Origin of the sequence: Mesorhizobium sp. M2A.F.Ca.ET.042.01.1.1 (assembly GCF_003997405.1) — a bacterium.
GTDB lineage: Bacteria > Pseudomonadota > Alphaproteobacteria > Rhizobiales > Rhizobiaceae > Mesorhizobium.
Genome location: NZ_RZRX01000002.1, coordinates 60,930 through 81,754, shown reverse-complemented (window position 1 = coordinate 81,754; position 20,825 = coordinate 60,930). Strand labels below are relative to the sequence as shown.

The window sequence follows — 20,825 nt, the reverse complement described above, 5'->3', positions numbered from 1 at the left end:
GCGATCGCGAGCAGACGATCGGGTTTTCCTCATGGCCGATGAAGTGAAGTCCAAGCCTGCCAGGCAAACGCCAGGTCTCGGCGGCTATCAGTATATGCGCCGCGTCGTGCTGGCCGTTCTGATCGTGGTGCTGTTTGCCGCGCTTCTGTTTGGACAGTCGACTTTTCCGCCGAACACGCCGGTGCATGAGTCGATCGAGATGTTCGGCGTGCTCTTGATCTTTCTCGGCATTGTCGGGCGATTGTGGTCGACGCTTTATATCGGCGGGCGCAAATCCTCCGAAGTGGTCACCGGCGGGCCCTATTCGATCACCCGCAACCCGCTCTATCTGTTCTCGACGGTGGCGGCCGCCGGCGTCGGCGCGCAGATCGGCTCGTTTTCAGGCATCATTCTCTTTGCGCTGCTCTGCGCCGGCGCGTTCCACATCGTCATCCTGCGCGAGGAGCGCTATCTGAAAGAGGTGCTCGGCGCCCCTTACGCGGCCTACCTTGCCAAGGTGCCGCGTTTCTTCCCGAACCTCAGGCTCTACCAGGAGGGCGACACCGGCAGCTTCAAGCCGCGCCTGCTGTTGAACACGCTGCTCGACGGCCTGGTGTTCCTGGTGGCGCTGCCGGCCTTCGAGCTGATCGATGGCGCGCAGCAGTCGGGAGTGTTGCCGGTGCTCTTCCGTCTGCCCTGATCAAGACAGCGCGTCGCATCGCTGCAGGTGTTGCACACAGGCCGTCTTTGATCTATAGGACCGCCGTTCCAAGAAAACCGCCCGGCAGGGCATGCCGTGGCGGTTTCATTTGCTTTTCGGGCTTTGGTCGGCCCGAAGCGGACAAGAAGCGCGATGGTGCGCCACCAATACGGAGTAGCAAAATGCCCAAGATGAAGACCAAATCGGCCGCCAAGAAGCGGTTCAAGATTACTGCCACCGGCAAGGTGCTGTCGGCTGCCGCCGGCAAGCGCCACGGCATGATCAAGCGTTCCAACAAGTTCATTCGCGATGCCCGCGGCACGATGGTTCTGGCTGAACCGGACGGCAAGAAGGTCATCAAGAATTTTCTGCCGAACGGCCTCTAATCCCTCGGCTTGGACAACGTATTAAGGAGATCATGACATGGCACGCGTAAAGAGAGGCGTCACCGCCCACGCCAAGCACAAGAAGGTCCTGAAAGCCGCCAAGGGTTTCTACGGCCGCCGCAAGAACACCATCCGCATCGCCAAGCAGGCGGTGGAGAAGTCGCTGCAGTATGCCTACCGCGACCGCAAGAACCGCAAGCGCTCGTTCCGCGCGCTGTGGATCCAGCGCATCAACGCGGCGACCCACGAGCATGGCCTGACCTATGGCCGCTTCATCGACGGCCTCAACAAGGCCGGCATCGAGATCGACCGCAAGGTCCTGTCGGACATGGCCATCCACGAGCCGCAGGCTTTCGCCGCGCTGGTCGCCAAGGCCAAGGTCGCGCTCGAATATCTGAAGAACACCACGCCGAATGCTTTTGAGAGCGCTGTCGCCTAAGCCAGCGCTTCCCAAGCATTTCTAGTACTGATTTGGGGAACCCGCGCTGGCACGGCTGGCGCGGGTTTTTCTTATGCCTGATCAAACCAAGATGGTGACGCACCACATGGGTGCTGTCCACCCGAACGAAGAGAGTTTCGCTGTGAACGCCACTGCTGGAAATCTTGAAGCCCTGGAAGCTTCGTTGCTCGCCGAGATCGCGGCCGCCTCGGACGAGGCCGCGATCGAGGCGGTGCGCGTCTCGGCGCTGGGCAAGAAGGGCTCGGTCTCCGAAATGCTGAAGACGCTGGGCGCGATGAGCGCCGAGGAACGGCAGGTGAAGGGCCCAGCGATCAACGGCCTCAAGAACCGCGTCACCGAAGCGCTCAGCCAGCGCAAGGCGGAGCTGAAGGACGTGGCGATCGCCGCCCGGCTCGAGGCCGAAAAGGTCGATGTCACGCTCCCCGTTCGCCAGTCGCCGGCCGAGCGCGGCCGCATCCATCCGATCAGCCAGGTGATCGACGAGATCGCGGCGATCTTCGGCGATCTCGGCTTCTCGATCGCCGAAGGTCCGGATATCGAGACCGACCATTACAATTTCACGGCGCTCAACTTCCCCGAAGGACATCCGGCGCGCGAGATGCATGACACGTTCTTCTTCCAGCCGGACGAGAAGGGCGAGCGCAAGCTGTTGCGCACGCACACCTCGCCCGTGCAGATCCGCACCATGGAGCGGCAGAAGCCGCCGATCCGCATCGTCATTCCCGGCAAGACCTACCGGCAGGATTCCGACGCCACGCATTCGCCCATGTTTCACCAGGTCGAAGGGCTGGTGATCGACAAGACCGCCAACATCGCCAACATGAAGTGGGTGCTGGAGGAGTTCTGCAAGGCCTTCTTCGAAGTGCCGTCGGTCAAGATGCGCTTCCGCCCGTCCTTCTTCCCGTTCACCGAGCCCAGCCTCGAGGTCGACATCCAGTGCGACCGCTCGCGTCCGGGCGAAGTGCGCTTCGGCGAAGGCTCCGACTGGATGGAGATCCTGGGCTGCGGCATGGTGCATCCCAACGTGCTGCGTTACGGCGGGCTCGATCCCGACGAATATCAGGGCTTTGCCTGGGGCATGGGCATCGACCGCATCGCCATGCTGAAATACGGCATGCCGGATTTGCGCGCCTTCTTCGATGCCGATGTGCGGTGGCTGTCGCATTACGGCTTCCGGCCACTCGACCTGCCGACGCTATTCGGGGGCCTTTCCGCATGACGGCACCTCACACCGGCGGCTGCCGTTGCGGCGCAGTGCGGTTCGAGGCCTCGGCCGAGCCGCACCACATCAGCTATTGCCATTGCGGCGACTGCCGGCGCGCCACGGGCGCGCCGGTGTCGGCCTTTGTCGGCTTCATGGCCGACCAGGTTGCGCTCGAAGGCAAGTCGCTGAAAAGCTATCGCAATGGCCTGGTGGAGCGCTCCTTCTGCGGCACCTGCGGCTCGCCGATTGCCTATGTCGATAAGCGGCTCGACAACCGGATCTATTTCATGCTCGGCGCCATGGATATGCCAGCCTATTTCAAGCCGACGCTGCATGCCTATGTGCGCGAGCAACTGCCCTTCCTGCACATGCCGGACGATCTGCCCAGGCATCTGAAGACCAGTGTGCCCCGACCAGAAGGGCAAGGACAAAACGGAACAGAACCATGAAATTCACGCTCTCCTGGCTCAAGGACCATCTCGAGACCGACGCCTCGCTTGCCGAGATCGTCGAGCGGCTGACGGCGATCGGCCTCGAAGTCGAACATGTCGACGACAAGGCAGGCTTGAAACCCTTCGTCATCGCCAAGGTGCTGACGGCGGTGCAGCATCCCGATGCCGACCGGCTGCGGGTGCTGACCGTCGACACAGGCGACGGCAAGCCGCCGGTGCAGGTGGTGTGCGGGGCGCCCAATGCCCGCTCGGGGATGATCGGCGCCTTCGCCGCGCCCGGCACCTACATCCCGGGCATCGACGTGACGCTCTCGGTCGGCAAGATCCGCGGCGTCGAAAGCCACGGCATGATGTGCTCCGAGCGCGAGCTGGAACTGTCGGACGAGCACAGCGGCATCATCGATTTGCCTGAGGACGCGCCGGTCGGCACCAGCTTCGCGGCCTACGCGCATCTCGACGATCCGGTGATCGAGATCAATCTGACGCCGAACCGGCCGGATGCGACCAGCGTCTACGGCATCGCCCGCGACCTCGCGGCGAGCGGGCTCGGGCGGCTGAAGACAGCACCCGTGGAAGCCATTCCCGGCAAGGGGGCGACACCGGTCAAGGTGACGATCGAGGCGCCCGAGCTTTGCCCCGGCTTCGCGCTGAGGCTGGTCAAGGGCGTCAAGAACGGCCCGTCGCCGAAATGGCTGCAGCAGCGCCTGATCGCCATCGGGCTTCGACCGATCAGCGCGCTGGTCGACATCACCAACTATGTCACCTTCGATCGCGGCCGGCCGCTGCACGTGTTCGACGCGAAGAAGGTCGCCGGCAATCTCGTGGTTCGCCGCGCCAGGGACGGCGAGACGGTGCTGGCGCTGGACGGCCGAGCATATACGCTGACGCCCGAAATGTGCGTGATCGCCGACGACAATGGCGTGGAATCGATCGCCGGCATTATGGGCGGCGAGCATTCTGGCTGCGACGAGAACACCACCGACGTGCTGATCGAATCGGCGCTCTGGGATCCGATCACCACGGCCCGCACTGGCCGCGCGCTCGGCATCATCACCGATGCGCGCTACCGTTTCGAGCGCGGCGTCGACCCGGAATTCATGGTGCCGGGCGTCGAGCTCGCGACCAGGCTGGTGCTCGATTTCTGCGGCGGCACGCCTTCCGAAACCGAGGTTGCCGGCTATGCAGGCCACAAGCCGATGGTCGTGTCCTTCCCGCTTTCGGAAGTGAAGCGGCTGACCGGCATCGAGGTGCCGAGGGAAGAAACCCTCGGAATCCTGGCCCGTCTCGGCTTCGAGCCGCAGGGCTCGGGCGACGTCTTCAAAGTGACGGTGCCCTCATGGCGGCCGGATATCGACGGCAAGGCAGACCTGGTCGAAGAGGTGATGCGCATCCATGGCGTCGACAACATCTTGGCCAAGCCGCTGACCTCGCACGACGCCGTCAACGGCAAGATCCTGACCACGCTTCAGGTGCGCACCCGCGCTGCCAAGCGCGCGCTCGCCGTGCGCGGCATGATGGAGGCCGTCACGTGGTCTTTCATCCCGGCCAAGCACGCTGAATTGTTCGGCGGCGGTCAGACGGCGCTGAAGCTCGCCAACCCGATCGCCGCCGACATGTCCGACATGCGGCCTTCGCTGCTGCCCGGACTGATCTCCGCGGCGCAGCGCAATGCCGACCGCGGCATCGGCGACGTGGCGCTGTTCGAGGTCTCCGGCACCTATGAAGGCGACGCGCCCGAACAGCAGCGGCGCGTTGCCGCCGGCGTCAGGCGCGGCACAGCCAAGCTCGACGGTTCGGGCCGCAGTTGGGCCGGCAATGCCGGGCCGGTCGGCGTGTTCGACGCCAAGGCGGACGCGATGGCTGCCCTCGAAGCCTGCGGCGCGCCAGTCGACCGGCTGCAGATCGAAGCCCGCGGCCCCACCTGGTATCACCCGGGACGTTCCGGCACGATCAAGCTCGGGCCGAAGACGGTGCTCGGCACTTTCGGCGAGTTCCATCCGAAGACGCTGGACGGGCTCGGCGCGTCCGGCCCGATCTGCGGCTTCGAGATCTTCGTCGACACCGTGCCGGAACCGAAGGCCAAGCCGACGCGCACCAAGCCGAAGCTGGAGCTGTCGCCCTTCCAGGCGGTGAAGCGCGACTTCGCCTTCGTCGTCGACCGGACGGTCGAGGCCGGAACGCTGGTGCGGGCGGCACTTGCCGCCGACAAGAAGCTGGTCACCGGCGTTTCGGTGTTCGACGTCTTCGAGGGCGCATCGCTCGGCGAAGCCAAGAAGTCGATCGCCATCGAGGTGTCGATCCAGCCGGTCGAAAAGACGCTCACCGACGAGGATTTCGAGGCGCTGGCCAAGCGCATCGTCGAGAACGTCAACAAGCAGACGGGCGGCGTGCTGAGAGCATAATGCATTGCCGGCAGGTGGCGAATCGCCTTCCAAAGGGCGATGGACCACCTCCGCTATTCCGGCCTTCCCTTCGAAACGCAACGCGCGGCTTTCCTCGCGATCGTCGCGGCCGATCCGCTGTTGGCCGAGACGCTGGCGCGGGTGCGGGCGCTTGCGCTGCCGGATTGGCTGGTGGTTTCCGGCGCGCTCTACAACAGCGTGTGGAATCATCTGACCGGCAAGCCGCCGGGCTACGGCATCAAGGACGTCGACCTGTTCTATTTCGACGATGCCGATCTTTCCTACGAGGCCGAGGATGTGGTGATCCGCCGGGCGGCGACGCATTTCGACGGATTGCTGTTGCCGGTCGAGGTGCGCAACCAGGCGCGGGTGCATTTGTGGTATCCGCAGAAGTTCGGGCGGGAATGCCCGCGGTATGCGAGCGCGAGCGAGTCAGTGAGCTACTTTGCGTCGAAGACACATGCCGTTGGGGTGCGGTACGGTGCTGACGGGGCGCTGGAATTGGTGGCGCCGTTCGGGCTGGATGATATCTTTTCGTTTCGCATCACGCCGAACAGGGCGCTGGACAATCAGCGGACCCATGAGGCGAAGGGGAGAAGGGCTCGGGAGTGCTGGCCGGAGATTAGTGTGGTGCCATGGTAGGGGTGCATAGATAAGAAAGGCCGGCGCGAGGCCCCCCTCTCTGCCCTGCCGGGCATCTCCCCCTCAAGGGGGGAGATCAGGTGTCACGCCGGCTTTCGCTGGTCGCCAACGTTGCAAAGGGAGCGACGGCGCCGAAGCTGCCAATCTCCCCCCTTGAGGTGATTGAGGAGCGATCCGCGCAGCGGACGGGAAGCCAATTGCTTGGCTTTCCGAGCGACGAAAGCCGGCAGGCCAGAGAGGGGGGCTTCGCACCTACCTCTCAACGAAAGGCCAAAGCGCCCTTCGTCTGCTCACCCATTCACCAACGCCAGCAATTCCTCCGTATAGCGCTTGCCGACCACCTTATCCGGCGACAATGCATCGCCGATCGCCGCCACTTCCGCCGCGCTCAACTCAATCCCGGCCGCCGCCGTGTTCTGCTCCAGGTGGCGGATTTTCCTCGCACCGGGGATCGGCACGATGAAATCGCCCTGGTGCAGCACCCAGGCGAGCGCCAGCTGCGCCGGTGTCACGCCCTTTTCCGTCGCCATCTTCTCCAGCACCGCGATGACGGCGTTGTTGGCCTCCATCGCCTCGGCCTGGAAGCGCGGCAAAGTGAGGCGCCAGTCGCCGGCGCCGAGCGCGTCCGGCTTGGCGATTGTGCCGGTGAGCAGGCCGCGGCCGAGCGGGCTGTAAGGGACAAAACCGATGCCGAGCTCGCGGCAGACGGGGAAGACCTCGTCCTCGGGATCGCGGCTCCACAGCGAATATTCGCTCTGCACCGCGGCGATCGGGTGCACGGCATGTGCCCGGCGCAATGTCGCGCCGCTCACCTCCGACAGGCCCAGCGCCCTCACCTTGCCCTCGCGCACCAGCTCGGCCATGGCGCCGACCGTGTCCTCGATCGGCACGTTGGGATCGACGCGGTGCTGGTAGTAGAGGTCGATGACGTCGGTATCGAGCCGCTTCAGCGAAGCTTCCGCCACCGCCTTGACGTGCTCAGGACGGCTGTCGACGCCGATCATGCGGTCGGTGCCCGAGCCGTGCTCGGAAATCTTGAAGCCGAATTTGGTGGCGATGGTGACCTTGTCGCGCACCGGCTTCAGCGCCTTGCCGAGCAGGATTTCGTTCTCGAAGGGGCCGTAGACTTCGGCGGTGTCGAAGAAGGTCACGCCGATCTCGACGGCGCGGCGCAGCGTGGCGATCGCCTCGGCCTCCGGCTGGCCGCCATAGCCGAAGCTCATGCCCATGCAGCCGAGGCCGACGGGAAAGACTTCGAGTTCAGTTCCAAGTTTGCGGGTTTGCATGGCGCATCTCCTTGTTGCGATGGGCATGAGATAGCGCCTGGCACCTTGTTCGATAATTAGTTCTCTTTTGTACGGCTTGCTCTATAAAATAGAACAATGAACCGGAGGAATCTTTCACAGCTCGCCGTGCTTGCCACGGTCGCCCAATGCGCGAGCTTTCGCGCCGCCGCTCGCGAGCTCGGCATCGCGCCCTCGGCGGTCAGCCATGCGGTGTCGAGCCTGGAAGCTCGGCTCGGCGTCCGGCTCCTGGCGCGCAGCACGCGCAGCGTCGCGCCGACCGAAGAGGGCGCGCAGCTTTTGGAACGGCTGCGACCGGCCTTGTCCGAGATCGATCTCGCGCTGGAAACGGCCGTCGAGGCGCGCGACCGGCCGGCGGGCAATCTGCGGCTCACCGTGCCGCGCACGGCCGCTCACCTGACGCTGACGCCCAGGCTCGGCGCCTTTGCCGCGGCTTATCCCGATGTCGTACTGGAGATCGTCATCGAGGACCGGTTCACCGATGTGGTCGAAGGCGGCTTCGACGCCGGCGTGCGGCTCGGCGAAAGCCTGCAGCGCGACATGATCGCGGTGCGCATCGGCCCCGACATCCGCGGCGCGGTGGTCGGTGCGCCATCCTATTTCGCTTCCATGCCGAAGCCGCGCCATCCGCGCGATCTGGCCGACCACCGCTGCATCCGCTTCCGTTTCTCCAGCGGCATCCTTTACCGCTGGGAATTCGAGAAGGACGGCGAGGAGATCGAGATCGCGGCGCAAGGGCCGCTGATCCTTGATGAAGACCATCTGATCGCCCAGGCGGCCGTCGACGGCGCCGGACTTGCCTTCGTCTTCGAGCCCTATGTGCGGGCGCCGCTGGCCGACGGCCGCCTGATCCGCGCGCTGGAGGACTGGTGCCCGTGTTTCGACGGCTTCTTCGTCTACTATCCGAGCCGCAGGCAGATGCGGCCCGCGCTGAGGGCGTTTGTCGATTTCTTCAAGGTGGGCTGGTAGCCGCGCCCTCCCCCTTGTTTACGCTAAGCACACATCATCTGTGACTGGCGTGACTGATCAGGCCTCGGCTTGATTGCCACGTGGTTCCCCCAATCCGTCGCTGCTTCGCAGCGCCACCTTTCCCCCCTCCGGAGGGAAAGGAAGGGAGCGTTCCTGGACGAGCGTTGACGGCAAAAAGCCTTGGCGCCTTTCCTCTACCCCGTCGATCGGGGGAGAGGTGGCTCGGCGAAGCCGAGACGGAGTGGGGGTGGACCGGGGCACCATAAGACAATGCATGCGCCAAGCTGCCATGTACGCTATGGTCAAAACCAGCCGCTTGGAATCGTGTGCCTGCCGTAGCCCCCTTGCGGGAAGGGTAAGGCTCCTGGAAGAAAGCCGGCGTCGGCTTCGTTCGCCTCGCATGCAATCCATCACCAACACCCCTACCCGCTACGGCTGGGCGATGATCGTCCTTCACTGGCTGATCGGCGTCATCTTCATCGGCCAGTTCGTGCTCGGCTATGTCATGGTGCGCACGACAAGCCAGCGGGCGTCCTTCGAGCTGATCCAGCTGCACAAATCCTTCGGCTTCCTGCTGCTGGGGCTGATCATCCTGCGCATCGCCTGGCGGCTCGGCAACGCGGCGCCGGCGCTGCCGGGCTCGGTCGGCACGCTGGAGCGCAGGACCGCGCCGCTGGCGCATTTCGCGCTCTATGCCTTCCAGATCGCGCTGCCGCTTTCCGGCTGGGCCCTGGTGTCGGTGTCGACGCTGGAGATCCCAACCATGCCGTTCAGCCTCTTCGTGATGCCCAATCTGCCGCTCGCCGAATCCGACGCAGCGGAGAGCTTTTGGGCTTCCGCCCATTGGTATCTCGCCTATGCCGGCATCGGGCTGGTGGCGCTGCACATCGCGGCGGCGCTGCGCCACCATTTCCTGCTGCGCGACAATGTGCTGACGCGCATGATCACACCTTCGTCAGGCAGGGAATAGAACCGCGCCACCATTCGTTGGTGGGGCAAGAACGCAGAAAATGCGTATCTGCGGAAGGAAGAAACCCATGAACGCGCGTATCCTCGGACTGGCGGCCTTTGCCGCTTGCCTTGCCGTGCCTGCCGTTGCCGCGGTGGCGCTCAGCGACGCGGCCGGCAGCTACACGATCAACCCATCGGGCTCCTCGATCCGCTTCACCATCGGCAAGGCCGGCGGCGGCGGTTTCGACGGCGCCTTCGGCCGCTTCAAGGGCACGATCCGCATCGACAATGGCGATGTCAGCCGCTCCAAGGTCGACCTCACCATCTATCCCGAGAGCGTCGGCACGGGGCAGGGCCGCATCGACGCATTCCTCCGCTCCGACGCGGTGTTCGACGCGGCCAACAACCCGGAGATCCAATTCCGCTCGACCAGCGTGACGCGCACCGGCGACACGACGGCGGTCGTTACCGGCCGGCTGACGGCGCGCGGCAAGACGTTTCCGGAGAAGTTCACCGCCGAGCTCGGCGGGCTGAAATCCGGCACGATCAAATTCCACGTCACCGGCAAGGTGCTGCGGTCGCGCTACGGCATGGATGTCGGCACGCCGCTCTATTCCAATGTCGTCGATTTCGACATGACGCTGACGGGGAAGAGAGGGTAGGCGCGGCACATTTCCTCGCCCCCGCGAAGGCGGGGGAGAGGTGGCTCGGGCGAAGCCCGAGACGGAGCGGGGGGCGCCCTCCGCGACGGCAGAGCCTTCGCAGAATTGTGCTGTCGTCAGTCCACTCCAAAGCCCGGCACTCTACGAAGGCCCCTCTCCGTCCCGGCTTCGCCGGGCCACCTCTCCCCACTGCGTGGGGCGAGGAAAGGTGCCTCCTGCATTGGCTTTTCCGTCGATTTCAGGCAAACCTCGTCGCCTGTAAACCGACATGGAGAAGCGTGATGTTCCGATGGGGTGTTCTGTCGACGGCGAAGATCGGCCGCGAGCAGCTTTTGCCGGCAATCGTGGATTCGGAAAACGGCGTCCTGTCGGCGATCGCCAGCCGCGACCTGTCGAAGGCCAAGGCGCTGGGCGAGCGTTTCGGCGCCCGCCATGCTTTCGGCTCCTATGAGGAGCTGCTTGCCTCCCCGGACGTCGACGGCGTCTACATCCCGCTGCCGACCTCGCAGCATGTCGAATGGACAGCCAAGGCGATCGAGGCCGGAAAGCATGTGCTGGTGGAAAAACCGCTGGCGCTCGACGCCAAGGACATCCCGCCGCTGATCAAGCTGCGCGACCAGAAGAAGGTGCTGGTCTGCGAGGCCTTCATGGTTGTCTACCATCCGCAATGGATCAAGGTGCGCGATCTCATTGCCAGCGGCGCCATCGGCCGGCTGCGGCACGTGCAGGGCGCCTTCTCCTACTACAATGTCGATCCCAGCAACATGCGCAACAAGCTCGATCTCGGCGGCGGCGCGCTGCCCGATATCGGCGTCTATCCGACGGTGTCGACGCGGTTCTCGACCGGCAAGGAGCCGATCCGCGTTCAGGCGACGATCGAGCGCGACAAGACCTTCGGCACCGACATCTATTCCTCGATCCGCGCCGATTTCGGCGACTTCGAATTGTCCTTCTACCTGTCGACGCAGATGGCGGCGCGCCAGGTGATGGTGTTCCACGGCGAGAAAGGCTTCATCGAGGTCTTCGGCCCGTTCAACGCCGGGCTCTACGAGCATCACCGCATCGAGCTGCACAACCAGAACCACACCGAGGCGCAGGTATTCCGCTTCCCCGGCACGCAGCAATACCGGCTGGAATGCGAAGCCTTCGTGCGCGCCGCGCAAGGCGGCAAGGACCGCGTCTTCACGCTGGAGGAATCGGTGCTCAACCAGAAGGTCATCGACGCCATCTTCCGCGCCGGCGAAAAGGACGGCTGGGAAACCGTGTGAACGCGATAAATTCGCCGGCTCATTCTGGGAGGAAAAATGGCTGACGCGGACGTGATCATTGTCGGCGCGGGGCTGGCCGGCCTCGTCGCCGCGGCCGAGCTGGCGGAGGCCGGCAAGAAAATCATCATCGTCGACCAGGAGCCGGAGCAGTCGCTGGGCGGCCAGGCCTTCTGGTCCTTCGGCGGGCTGTTCCTGGTCGATTCGCCGGAGCAGCGGCGCATGCGCATCCGCGATTCGCACGACCTCGCGCTCGAGGACTGGATGGGCACGGCCGCCTTTGACCGCCCGGAGGATTTCTGGCCGCGCAAATGGGCTGAGGCCTATGTCGGCTTCGCCGCCGGCGAGAAGCGCTCCTGGCTGATCGAGCGCGGCTTGAAATTCTTCCCCGTCGTCGGCTGGGCCGAGCGCGGCGGCGGCAATGCCTTCGGCCATGGCAATTCGGTGCCGCGCTTCCATGTCACCTGGGGCACCGGACCCGGCGTGCTCGAACCTTTCGTGCTGCGCGTGCGCGAGGCGCAAAAGCGCGGGCTCGTCCAATTCAGGTTCCGCCACCGGGTCAACGAGATCCTCCGCACCGGCGATACCGTCACCGGCGTGCGCGGCGACGTGCTGGAGGCGAGCAGTGTCGAGCGCGGGCATAAGAGCTCGCGCGCGGTGGCCGGCGCGTTCGAGCTCAGCGCGCAGGCGGTGATCGTCGCTTCCGGCGGCATCGGCGGCAATCACGAGCTGGTGCGCAGGAATTGGCCCAAGCGCCTGGGCGCGCCGCCCAAGCGCATGATCACCGGCGTACCGGACCATGTCGACGGGCGCATGCTGGCGATCACCGAGGCCGCGGGCGGAAGGATCATCAACCGCGACCGCATGTGGCACTATGTCGAGGGCATCAAGAACTGGGCGCCGATCTGGACCGAGCATGCGATCCGCATCCTGCCCGGCCCCTCCTCGCTCTGGCTCGACGCGCGCGGCAAGAGGCTGCCGGTGCCGCTCTATCCGGGCTTCGACACGCTGGCCACGCTCAGCCACATCATGAGCACCGGCTTCGACTATTCCTGGTTCATCCTGACCAGGAAGATCATCCAGAAGGAGTTCGCGCTGTCGGGCTCCGAGCAGAATCCGGATCTCACCGGCAAAAGCTGGCGGCAAGTGCTGGGCCGCGCAACATCGGGCATTCCCGGCCCGGTGAAAGCCTTCATGGAAAAAGGCGAAGACTTCATCGTCGAGGCCGATCTTTCGAAGCTGGTGGCGCGCATGAACGCGCTGGCCGGCGGCGAGCCGCTGCTGGACGTCGCCCAGGTCGAGCGCGAGATCCGCGCCCGCGACAGGCAGCTCGACAACCCGTTCTCCAAGGATGCGCAGATCACGGCGCTGCGCGGCGCGCGCACCTATCTCGGCGACAGGCTGATCCGCACGGCCAGGCCGCACAAGATGCTCGATCCGGCGAACGGCCCGCTGATAGCGGTGCGCCTCAACATCCTCACCCGCAAGACGCTGGGCGGGCTTGAGACCGATCTCGACAGCCGCGTGCTCGATGCCGCCGGAAAGCCGGTTCCGGGGCTCTACGCGGTCGGCGAGGTAGCCGGCTTCGGCGGCGGCGGCCTGCATGGCTATGCGGCGCTGGAGGGCACCTTCCTCGGCGGCTGCATCTTTTCGGGGCGCAGCGCCGGACGGGCGGCGGCGGGTGCGGTGGCCTGAACGATCGAATGGTGTTGTCGCAAGCTCGTGAATTGGCCCACCTTGTCTGCTGCGGCATCATTCCGGCGATTGAATATTCTTTGAAGTCGATGCCCGAAAAAGCGTGACGACGCGCGGGGCGGTCTCCGGCAAGTTTGGACACTTTCCCAAGCAAGAGCGTCTCATACGATGGGTACCCACGCGCTTTAACAGATGCTAATATTCTCCGTTACTCGGGACCGTCGCAATGTCCAAGATTTGCTTGTTGTGCGCGTGCCTTCTTTTTCTGGCAAGCTTGTCGACACCGGCATCCTCCGAGGTCGAAATCGGCCAGCGCAGCCACAGATATGCGCTTGTCATCGGCAACTCTTCCTACCGTTATGCGCCATCGCTCCCCAACGGGGTGAATGATGCGAATGCGATCTCCCGAGTTTTGCAAGAGACGGGCTTTGAGGTCACTCTCGGATTGGATGCTGACGCATCAACGTTCAGGGAACTCATCGGAAAATTCAGGCGAAACTTGCAGCCAGGTGACGTCTCCCTTTTTTACTACGCCGGCCATGGGCTCCAAGCGAACGGAGAAAACTACCTCTTGCCAGTTGATGCCGCCCTTCAACGTCCGGCCGACTTGGCTTTAGAGGCTGAGCGCTTGCAAGATATTATTGCAGCCATGACGGCCGAGGAAAATACCGCCATCGTCCTTCTTGATGCCTGTCGGGACAACCCTTTCGTCAAGCAATTGAGTGGACAGGGTCAAAGTCGCGGCCTTGTAGTCGGCAAGGGACTAGGCGCCTTGGATGCTGGCAGGGGGGTCTTTATCGGCTTTGCGACACAGCCCGGCAATGTCGCGCTCGATGGAGCCGCCAATCATAGCCCTTTTGCAGATGCTCTTGTGAAGCGCATAAAGACTCCTTCGATTGACATCGAAATTCTCATGCGTCGCGTCCGGTTGGACGTCATGAACGCGACTTCGGGGAGGCAGGTCCCCTGGAGCAACTCGTCCCTGGTGGAGCCGGGGTTCTCATTCAACCCAGATGCTGCGTCTGGTCAGTCTCCGGCAGAACCCTATCAGCCAGACATCAACGCGGCGACAGAGCTCGAATTTTGGAGATCGATCAAGGATACATCCGATGTCTCGATGTACCGTGCTTATCTAGCGGCATTTCCGAATGGTGCATTCATCGAAATTGCAAAGAGCCGAATTGCCAAGCTTCAAGCACCTGCGCCGCTACGCAAAAAAATCCTGCCGAAGAAAGTCAGTCGCAAGCCGCAAGTCTCGTTGCCTATTAATGAGCCTTCTGCCAATCGTTCAGCGGAAACGACCGAACCTGCTAAACCGGAATCTGTTGGACGATGCCGGGATGGCAACAAAGAGAAATGTCGCGAGAAATGCCGAGAAGGCAGGAGGCGGGCCTGTCGTAAGCTGCAGCAGCTTGGGGGCTAAGCAACTCGCGGATGATTGCCTTGCGTAGCGAATTCGGGTGCGTCGCGGTGGGCGTGGTCGATTGACCCAAATCCGGCGACGCGGGCATGCCGCCCGCCCACCAGCTGACCAACACCATGCGATTGCCTTCGCTGTCGAGAAATTCTGCGACGGTTCGCCCGGCTCCAAGGCGTTTCCTGCGGCTCGGTGACAATCTCGACGGCCTTCGCCTTCGCTGCGGGCTAAATTAAAAGATTCGCGAGCCGTTGAGAATCTTTTCGGCCGTACGAAACGTCTTCCTCACGCAGACACGTCAAACAGGAGACGACCATGAACTACAACCTCATCCGCTACGGCGTGAAGGACGCCGGAATCGTCGAGAACCGGACGCTGGTGACAAAGGTGTTCGAGGCGCTGGATGAAACAAAACCGCAAACCGTGCGCTATCTCGTGCTCGAACTCGACAACGGCGAATTCATCCACATCGTCGGTTTTGAAAAAGACAGCTCGGCGCTGACCGAGCTCGACGCGTTCAAGGCATTCAGCGCCGATCATGCCGGCCGGCGTTCGACGCCGCTTGTGAGGTCGCCGGCGAAGATCGTCGGCAACTATCGTATGCTGGCCGGGGCCGATGAAGCCGTGCCCGCCTGACCTTGCCATTGGCGAGGCGAGAAAGAGGACGATGAGCTTGGCAGGGTTCGGCCGCGCGGAACTTGAAGCCATGCTCGTCGGCCTGCGCCCGAAACTGCACCGCTATGTCGCGCGCATGGCGGGCTCCGCCATCGAGGGCGAGGACATCGTGCAGGAGGCGGTGGTCAAGGCGCTCGCCGCCCATGATGGCGGTGCTCTCGTCGAACGCCCCGAGCGGTGGCTGTTCCGCATCGCTCATAACGCGACGCAGGATCATCTGCGCCGCCGCCAGCGGGAGCGCTCCCGCGTCACCGAGGCCGATATGACGACGATCGAGGATCTCTCGGCCAATGCCGAGGCGAGGCTCGCGGCGGCGGCAAGCCTGCGCAGCTTCATGCAGCTTACGCTGGCGCAGCGCAGCGCCGTGATCCTCGTCGACGTCCTTGGCCTTACCTTGCATGAGACCTGCGAGGTGACGGGCGCGACGCTTGCCGCCACCAAGGCGGCGCTGCATCGCGGCCGGGCGGAGTTGAAGGCGCTGGCTTCGGCGCCGGCCGATGTCGTGATGTCGAAACTCGACCCGGAAGAAGAGCGCAGGCTGCGCCGCTACATCGACCTGTTCAACGCGCGCGATTTCGACGGGATCAGGGCGCTGATCGCCGAGGACGTCCAGGTCGATGTCGTCAACCGCACCCGCCTCGACGGCAAGAAGGAAGCCTCGACCTATTTCGGCAATTACGAGCGCCTCGGCGACTGGGCACTGTCGCTCGGCTTCGTCGATGGCCTGCCGGCGATTCTCATCCGAAACCCGCAGGCGGGCCATGCCGTGCGCGGCTTCGTGCTGGTCCATTGGCGCGGCGAAGAGGTTGTGCGCATCCGCGATTTCCGCCATGCAGCCTACTGCCTCGAGAATGCAGACATCCGTCCCGGCGCGGTTTGATCGTCGCGAGAGGCACTGCTCCATCAAATCATCGTGAAGCCGCGCGATTGTCACGGATCGGCCATCAGCGCAGCAGCATAGGCCTGTTCGAAGTCGGCCAGTCCCCGGTCCCATACGCGCCACGGCATTTCACCGTCCGCGAAGAAGGCGCCTGGCCGGCCGTCGTTAGTTTTTTGTCATTTCACCAATCACGTAATGCGGGCGGACAGGAGCCCGCGAGGTTCTCCGATGTCTCTTACCGAAGCCACCAAGCCCGCCAAGCAGGATTCCCGCAAGGCCAAAGCAGCGACCGCGGCGCCGCCGCGCGAGCAGATCCTGATCGGCCCCGATTTCATCCAGAAAGGCGAGCCGCATGAGCGGCTCGACCGGTTCTTCGCCGATCTGGCGGGCCGCTTCGACGCCGCACCGGCGGTCGTCTCCGGCGGTCGGCCCTGGTCGTATCGCGAGCTGAACAGCCGCGCCAACCAGTTCGCCCATCTGTTGATCGAGCGCGGCGTCAAGCCAGGCGACAGGATCGGCCTTTTGCTCGACCGCTCCGCCGAAACCTACATCGCGGTGCTTGCCGTGATGAAGGCTGGGGCGGCATTCGTGCCCTTGGCCACCGCGTTTCCCGAAGACCGCATGGTGATGATCATCGAGGACGCCAACGTCACGATGGTGATCAGCGTTTCCGGTTATGCCGCGCGCGTGGCGCGCCTGCCCGTTCCGCATATCTCGATCGATTTGGCGGAGTCCGAAATCGCACTCCAGCCGGAAACGGCGCCCCTGCCGGACGGCGTCCAGGATCAGACCTGCTACATCCTCTACACGTCGGGCACCACAGGCAAGCCCAAGGGCGTGGTCATCACCCATCAGAGTTTTTGCAATTTCATCCGCGTCGCGGCGGCGTCCTACGGCTACCAGCCGGGCGACCGCGTCTATCAAGGCATGACCATTGCCTTCGATTTCTCCTCGGAGGAGATCTGGGTGCCGTTCGCCGCCGGCGCGACCGTCGTGCCGGCGCCCGGCCAGCAGCCGTTGGTGGGCGAGGAGCTGGCCAGTTTCCTGCGCGAGCACAACATCACCTGCATGGCCTGCAGCCCGACGCTGCTGTCGTCGATCGAGAGCGATGCGCCAAGCCTGCGCGCGATCCTTGTCGGCGGCGAGGCCTGCTCTCACAAGCTCGTGGTGCGGTGGGCGAAGCCCGGCCGCCAGATCCTGAACACCTACGGCCCAACGGAGGCGACCGTCACCGCCACCATGGCCTTGCTGACGCGGGACGAACCGGTGACGATCGGCAGGCCGCTGCCGACCTATTCGATCGCCATCCTCGATCCGAAAAAGCCACAGGTGCTGAGCGGCGACGCGTTGGGCGAGATCTGCATCGGCGGCATGGGCGTCGCGGTCGGCTATCTCAACCGGCCGGAACTCAACGATGAGAAGTTCATCCATGATTTCATCGGCCTGCCGAACAACCCAGGCGGCCGCATTTATCGGACGGGAGACCTTGGCCGGATCAACGACAAGGGCGAGATCGAATACCACGGACGCATCGACACGCAGGTCAAGATCCGCGGCCATCGCATCGAGCTGGGCGAGATCGAGGCCGTGCTTTTGGATCAGCCGGTCATCGCGCAGGCGGCGGTCACGACCTGGGAGATCGAGCCCGAGCGCACCGAGCTGGTCGGCTATTTCGCTCCCAAAAGCGGCGGCGACGGTGTGGACCGCACCGCTCTCGTGCAGGAGCTGAAGCGACGGCTGCCCGATTACATGGTTCCGGCCTATCTCGAGCAGTTGCCCGCGATCCCGATGACCGTTTCCAACAAGGTCGACCTGAGGAAGTTGCCAAAGCCGACGAGCGCGCGTGTCGCCGCCGGCCATGCGATGATCGACCCGCGCAACGAGGACGAGAAGTTCCTCGTGGAGACGCTGGCGGACGTGCTGAAATTCGAGGACATCTCCATCGAAGACCACTTCTTCGACGACCTCGGCGCGAACTCGCTGTTGATGGCGCGGTTCTGCGCGCGCATCCGCTCGCGCAAGGCCTGGTCGACGACTTCGATGCGCGACATCTACCTCCACCCGACGGTGGCGAAGCTTGCCGAGCATCTGCGGGAACCCCAGACGGCCGCGGTTGCCGCGCGCGAGCCGATGCTGACGCACAGGGCCTCCAATCTTGCCATCTGGGCGACGGGACTCGGCCAGCTATTGTTCTACGCGGTCTACAGCTATGCGGCGTTGTGGACTATCAATGACGGCCTCAATTGGGTCTATGACGCCCTGGACGACCCGGTGTCTCTCTATCTGCGTTGCGTTCTTCTGTCCGCCTGCGTGTTCTTTGGATTGAGCGGCTTCGCCGTGGCCGCCAAATGGCTGCTGGTCGGCCGCTGGAAGGCCGAGACCTTTCCGATCTGGGGTTGGCGTTACTATCGATTCTGGATCGTCAAGACTCTGGTCCGCAGCGCTCCGGTCGTGCTGTTCCGCGGCAGTCCGCTCTATAGCCTCTATCTGCGCCTGCTCGGCGCGCGGCTCGGCAACCGCACCGTCGTCGAGTGCAGGGCCGTTCCGGTCTGCACCGATCTGATCGCCATTGGCGACAACTCGATCCTGCGCAAGGACTCGACGATCCTTGGGTTCCGCGCGCAGGCGGGCTATATCCATACCGGGCCGGTCAATATCGGCAACAACGCCTTCGTCGGCGTCGGATCGACGCTCGACATCGACACGCGCATGGGCGACGGCACCCAGCTCGGCCACGCTTCGTCGCTGCATCGCGGGCAGACCATTCCGGCCGGAGAGCACTGGCACGGCTCGCCTGCGATCCCGACCGAGGCGGATTACTGCAACGTGCCCAACGTCCCGTTGTCGCGGGTGCGCCGCGTCATCTACGAGGCGATCCAGCTCTTCATCCTTTTCGCCATCGTCACGCCGTTCCCGCTTCTGTTCCACAGCTACTGGGAAAATGTCGGCGACGACTATGATGAGACCATCGGCGTCGTGGCGATCGGCACCACGGTCACGGTGGCGGGCTTCATCATCGGCGGGGTGCTGCTGGCGGCCATCGTGCCGCGGCTGTTCAACCTCGTGCTGAAGCCCGGTCGGAACTATTCGCTCTACGGCTTCCACTACTGGCTGCAAACGATGCTGGAGCTGGTCAGCAATGTGCGGCTGCTGAACGTGCTGTTCGGCGACAGTTCCGCCGTCGTCTATTATCTGCGCGCCATCGGCTGGAAGCTGAACAAGGTGGATCAGACCGGGTCGAATTTCGGCACCAACCAGCGGCATGAAAACCCGCAGCTGAGCGAGATCGGCTCGCACACGATGGTGTCGGACGGCCTGTTCATGGTCAACATGCAGAAGTCGGCCAACTCCTTCCGGCTCGAGCATACGCGGGTCGGCGAACGCAACTTCTTCGGCAACAACATCATCTATTCGCCGGATTCCCGCGTCGGCGACAATTGCCTGCTCGGGACCAAGGTTCACGTGCCGGTGGACGGCCCCGTGCGCGAGAATGTCGGGCTCCTGGGCTCGCCACCCTTCGAAATTCCGCGCATGGTCAATCGCGACAAGGAGCTTCTCGGATTGATCTCCGACAAGGAACGCAGTCGCCGCCTGCCCCTGAAGAACCTTCACAATCTGGTCACCGCGCTGATGTTCGTGGCCGCGCAGTGGCTGATCCTGTTCCTGACGCTCGCAATCTGGGACCGCGCGCTCAACTACTATACCGAGTGGGGGCAGACGGCACTGTTCGTGGCGGTGATGCTGACCACGGCGATCGGCATCCCGTTCTATATCTTCCTCGAGCGCGCCAGCCTCGGCTTCCGCCGCCTGAAGCCCAGGATGGCGACGATCTACGACCCGGTTTTCTGGCGGCACGAACGTCACTGGAAGCTGTCCGATTCACCGATCATGGGCCTGTTCACCGGCACGCCGTTCCGGCCGCTGATCCTGCGCATGCTGGGCGTGAAGGTGGGGCTGCGCCTCTATGACGGCGGCTGCATCATCACGGAGCGGTCGCTGGTGGAGATCGGCGACGACGTGACGCTCAACGAAGGCTGCGTGATCCAGCCGCACTCACTGGAGGAAGGCGCGTTCAAGTCCGACTACATCCGCATCGGCAATGGCTGCACGCTGGCGCCGTCCGCTTTCGTTCATTACGCGGTGACGATGGGCGAGGGGTCGGTGGCCGACGTCGACTGCTTCGTCATGAAGGGCGAGGTGCTGGAGCCGAACACGGTCTGGCGCGGCAACCCGGCGAAGCTCTATGGCGTGGTGACGCCGATCGACGCCCGCGCGATGGAAGTCGGGCACGCCCCGTGACGCGACGCGCCGGCACCAGCGACCGGCCAGTTGCCCTGGAGCCTATCGGCAAGGGCAACCGGGCGGCGATACTGGCGCTCGAACTGTTGCCGGAGCAGCAGGAGTACGTCGCCTCCAACGCCGAATCGCTGGCGGAGGCCGAGCAGGATGACGAGGCGATCGCCCGCGCCGTGGTCTGCGCCGGGCGCGTGGTCGGATTCCTCATGTACAGCGCGCCAAAGGACGATGACGAAGCGATCATCTATCGCTTCATGGTCGACCGCCGGGAGCAAGGCAGGGGCCTTGGCCGCGCCGCTGTCGGCAAGGCGCTGGAAGAAATTGCGAAGCTCGGCCACATCCGCCGCGTTGCGATCTGCTATGAACCGGAGAACGAGGCGGCGCGCCGGCTATACGCCGGCTTCGGTTTCGTCGAGCAAGGACTGGACGAAGACGACGAGATGATCGCCGTGCTCGAACTGGGCGGATAGAGCGTTGGACACCCGG

Annotated in this window: 18 protein-coding genes; 17 read left to right on the top strand and 1 reads right to left on the bottom strand. The window is 64.1% G+C overall.

Going from position 1 to position 20,825, the window contains the following annotated elements; all coding sequences use genetic code 11:
* Positions 1 to 31 precede the first annotated feature (31 nt).
* The 7 genes from EOA23_RS00805 (at position 32) to EOA23_RS00775 (ending at position 6,225) form a co-directional block, all read left to right on the top strand.
* Positions 32 to 679 (top strand): isoprenylcysteine carboxylmethyltransferase family protein, encoded by a 648-nt coding sequence (locus tag EOA23_RS00805; RefSeq protein ID WP_127302575.1) that lies wholly within the window; start codon positions 32 to 34, stop codon positions 677 to 679.
* A 182-nt stretch (positions 680 to 861) separates the two neighbouring features.
* Positions 862 to 1,065 (top strand): 50S ribosomal protein L35, encoded by a 204-nt coding sequence (rpmI, locus tag EOA23_RS00800; protein ID WP_027166935.1) that lies wholly within the window; start codon positions 862 to 864, stop codon positions 1,063 to 1,065.
* A gap of 37 nt (positions 1,066 to 1,102) precedes the next feature.
* Positions 1,103 to 1,504 (top strand): 50S ribosomal protein L20, encoded by a 402-nt coding sequence (gene rplT / locus EOA23_RS00795; RefSeq protein ID WP_042637600.1) that lies wholly within the window; start codon positions 1,103 to 1,105, stop codon positions 1,502 to 1,504.
* 106 nt (positions 1,505 to 1,610) lie between these two features.
* Entirely contained in the window at positions 1,611 to 2,744 is a 1,134-nt protein-coding gene (gene pheS / locus EOA23_RS00790; RefSeq protein WP_127302574.1) for a phenylalanine--tRNA ligase subunit alpha, read from the top strand.
* Positions 2,741 to 3,178: a GFA family protein gene (locus EOA23_RS00785; protein ID WP_127302560.1), complete on the top strand. Its 438-nt coding sequence runs from the start codon at positions 2,741 to 2,743 to the stop codon at positions 3,176 to 3,178. Before pheS ends, EOA23_RS00785 begins: the two co-directional genes overlap by 4 nt.
* Complete coding sequence (gene pheT / locus EOA23_RS00780; protein ID WP_127302559.1) at positions 3,175 to 5,583, top strand: phenylalanine--tRNA ligase subunit beta; 2,409 nt, start codon at positions 3,175 to 3,177, stop codon at positions 5,581 to 5,583. Before EOA23_RS00785 ends, pheT begins: the two co-directional genes overlap by 4 nt.
* 39 nt (positions 5,584 to 5,622) lie before the next feature.
* The gene (locus tag EOA23_RS00775) at positions 5,623 to 6,225 is read left to right on the top strand and encodes a nucleotidyltransferase family protein (RefSeq protein WP_127302558.1); all 603 of its coding nucleotides are present in this window, start codon (positions 5,623 to 5,625) and stop codon (positions 6,223 to 6,225) included.
* Between the two features lie 290 nt (positions 6,226 to 6,515).
* Here the strand turns inward: EOA23_RS00775 and EOA23_RS00770 are convergent, their stop codons facing one another.
* Entirely contained in the window at positions 6,516 to 7,511 is a 996-nt protein-coding gene (locus EOA23_RS00770; protein WP_127302557.1) for an aldo/keto reductase, read from the bottom strand.
* Between the two features lie 96 nt (positions 7,512 to 7,607).
* Here EOA23_RS00770 and EOA23_RS00765 point away from each other — a divergent pair, with 96 nt between their 5' ends.
* The 10 genes from EOA23_RS00765 to EOA23_RS00720 all read left to right on the top strand — a co-directional run bounded on the left by EOA23_RS00765 (position 7,608) and on the right by EOA23_RS00720 (position 20,809).
* Positions 7,608 to 8,498, top strand: coding sequence for a LysR family transcriptional regulator (locus tag EOA23_RS00765; RefSeq protein WP_127302556.1), 891 nt, complete (start codon positions 7,608 to 7,610; stop codon positions 8,496 to 8,498).
* A gap of 400 nt (positions 8,499 to 8,898) precedes the next feature.
* Positions 8,899 to 9,468 (top strand): cytochrome b, encoded by a 570-nt coding sequence (locus EOA23_RS00760; protein ID WP_127302555.1) that lies wholly within the window; start codon positions 8,899 to 8,901, stop codon positions 9,466 to 9,468.
* 67 nt (positions 9,469 to 9,535) lie between these two features.
* Positions 9,536 to 10,111, top strand: a complete 576-nt coding sequence (locus EOA23_RS00755; RefSeq protein ID WP_127302554.1) for a YceI family protein — start codon at positions 9,536 to 9,538, stop codon at positions 10,109 to 10,111.
* 281 nt (positions 10,112 to 10,392) lie between these two features.
* Positions 10,393 to 11,379, top strand: a complete 987-nt coding sequence (locus tag EOA23_RS00750; protein WP_127302553.1) for a Gfo/Idh/MocA family oxidoreductase — start codon at positions 10,393 to 10,395, stop codon at positions 11,377 to 11,379.
* Between the two features lie 36 nt (positions 11,380 to 11,415).
* The gene (locus EOA23_RS00745) at positions 11,416 to 13,071 is read left to right on the top strand and encodes an FAD-binding dehydrogenase (protein ID WP_127302552.1); all 1,656 of its coding nucleotides are present in this window, start codon (positions 11,416 to 11,418) and stop codon (positions 13,069 to 13,071) included.
* Positions 13,072 to 13,297: 226 nt separating this feature from the next.
* The gene (locus EOA23_RS00740) at positions 13,298 to 14,494 is read left to right on the top strand and encodes a caspase domain-containing protein (RefSeq protein ID WP_127302551.1); all 1,197 of its coding nucleotides are present in this window, start codon (positions 13,298 to 13,300) and stop codon (positions 14,492 to 14,494) included.
* Between the two features lie 309 nt (positions 14,495 to 14,803).
* Positions 14,804 to 15,124, top strand: coding sequence for a hypothetical protein (locus tag EOA23_RS00735; protein WP_245473932.1), 321 nt, complete (start codon positions 14,804 to 14,806; stop codon positions 15,122 to 15,124).
* Between the two features lie 31 nt (positions 15,125 to 15,155).
* The gene (locus EOA23_RS00730; protein WP_127302550.1) at positions 15,156 to 16,043 is read left to right on the top strand and encodes a sigma-70 family RNA polymerase sigma factor; all 888 of its coding nucleotides are present in this window, start codon (positions 15,156 to 15,158) and stop codon (positions 16,041 to 16,043) included.
* A 228-nt stretch (positions 16,044 to 16,271) separates the two neighbouring features.
* Positions 16,272 to 20,342 (top strand): Pls/PosA family non-ribosomal peptide synthetase, encoded by a 4,071-nt coding sequence (locus tag EOA23_RS00725; RefSeq protein WP_245473931.1) that lies wholly within the window; start codon positions 16,272 to 16,274, stop codon positions 20,340 to 20,342.
* Entirely contained in the window at positions 20,339 to 20,809 is a 471-nt protein-coding gene (locus tag EOA23_RS00720) for a GNAT family N-acetyltransferase (protein ID WP_245473929.1), read from the top strand. Before EOA23_RS00725 ends, EOA23_RS00720 begins: the two co-directional genes overlap by 4 nt.
* Positions 20,810 to 20,825 lie beyond the last annotated feature (16 nt).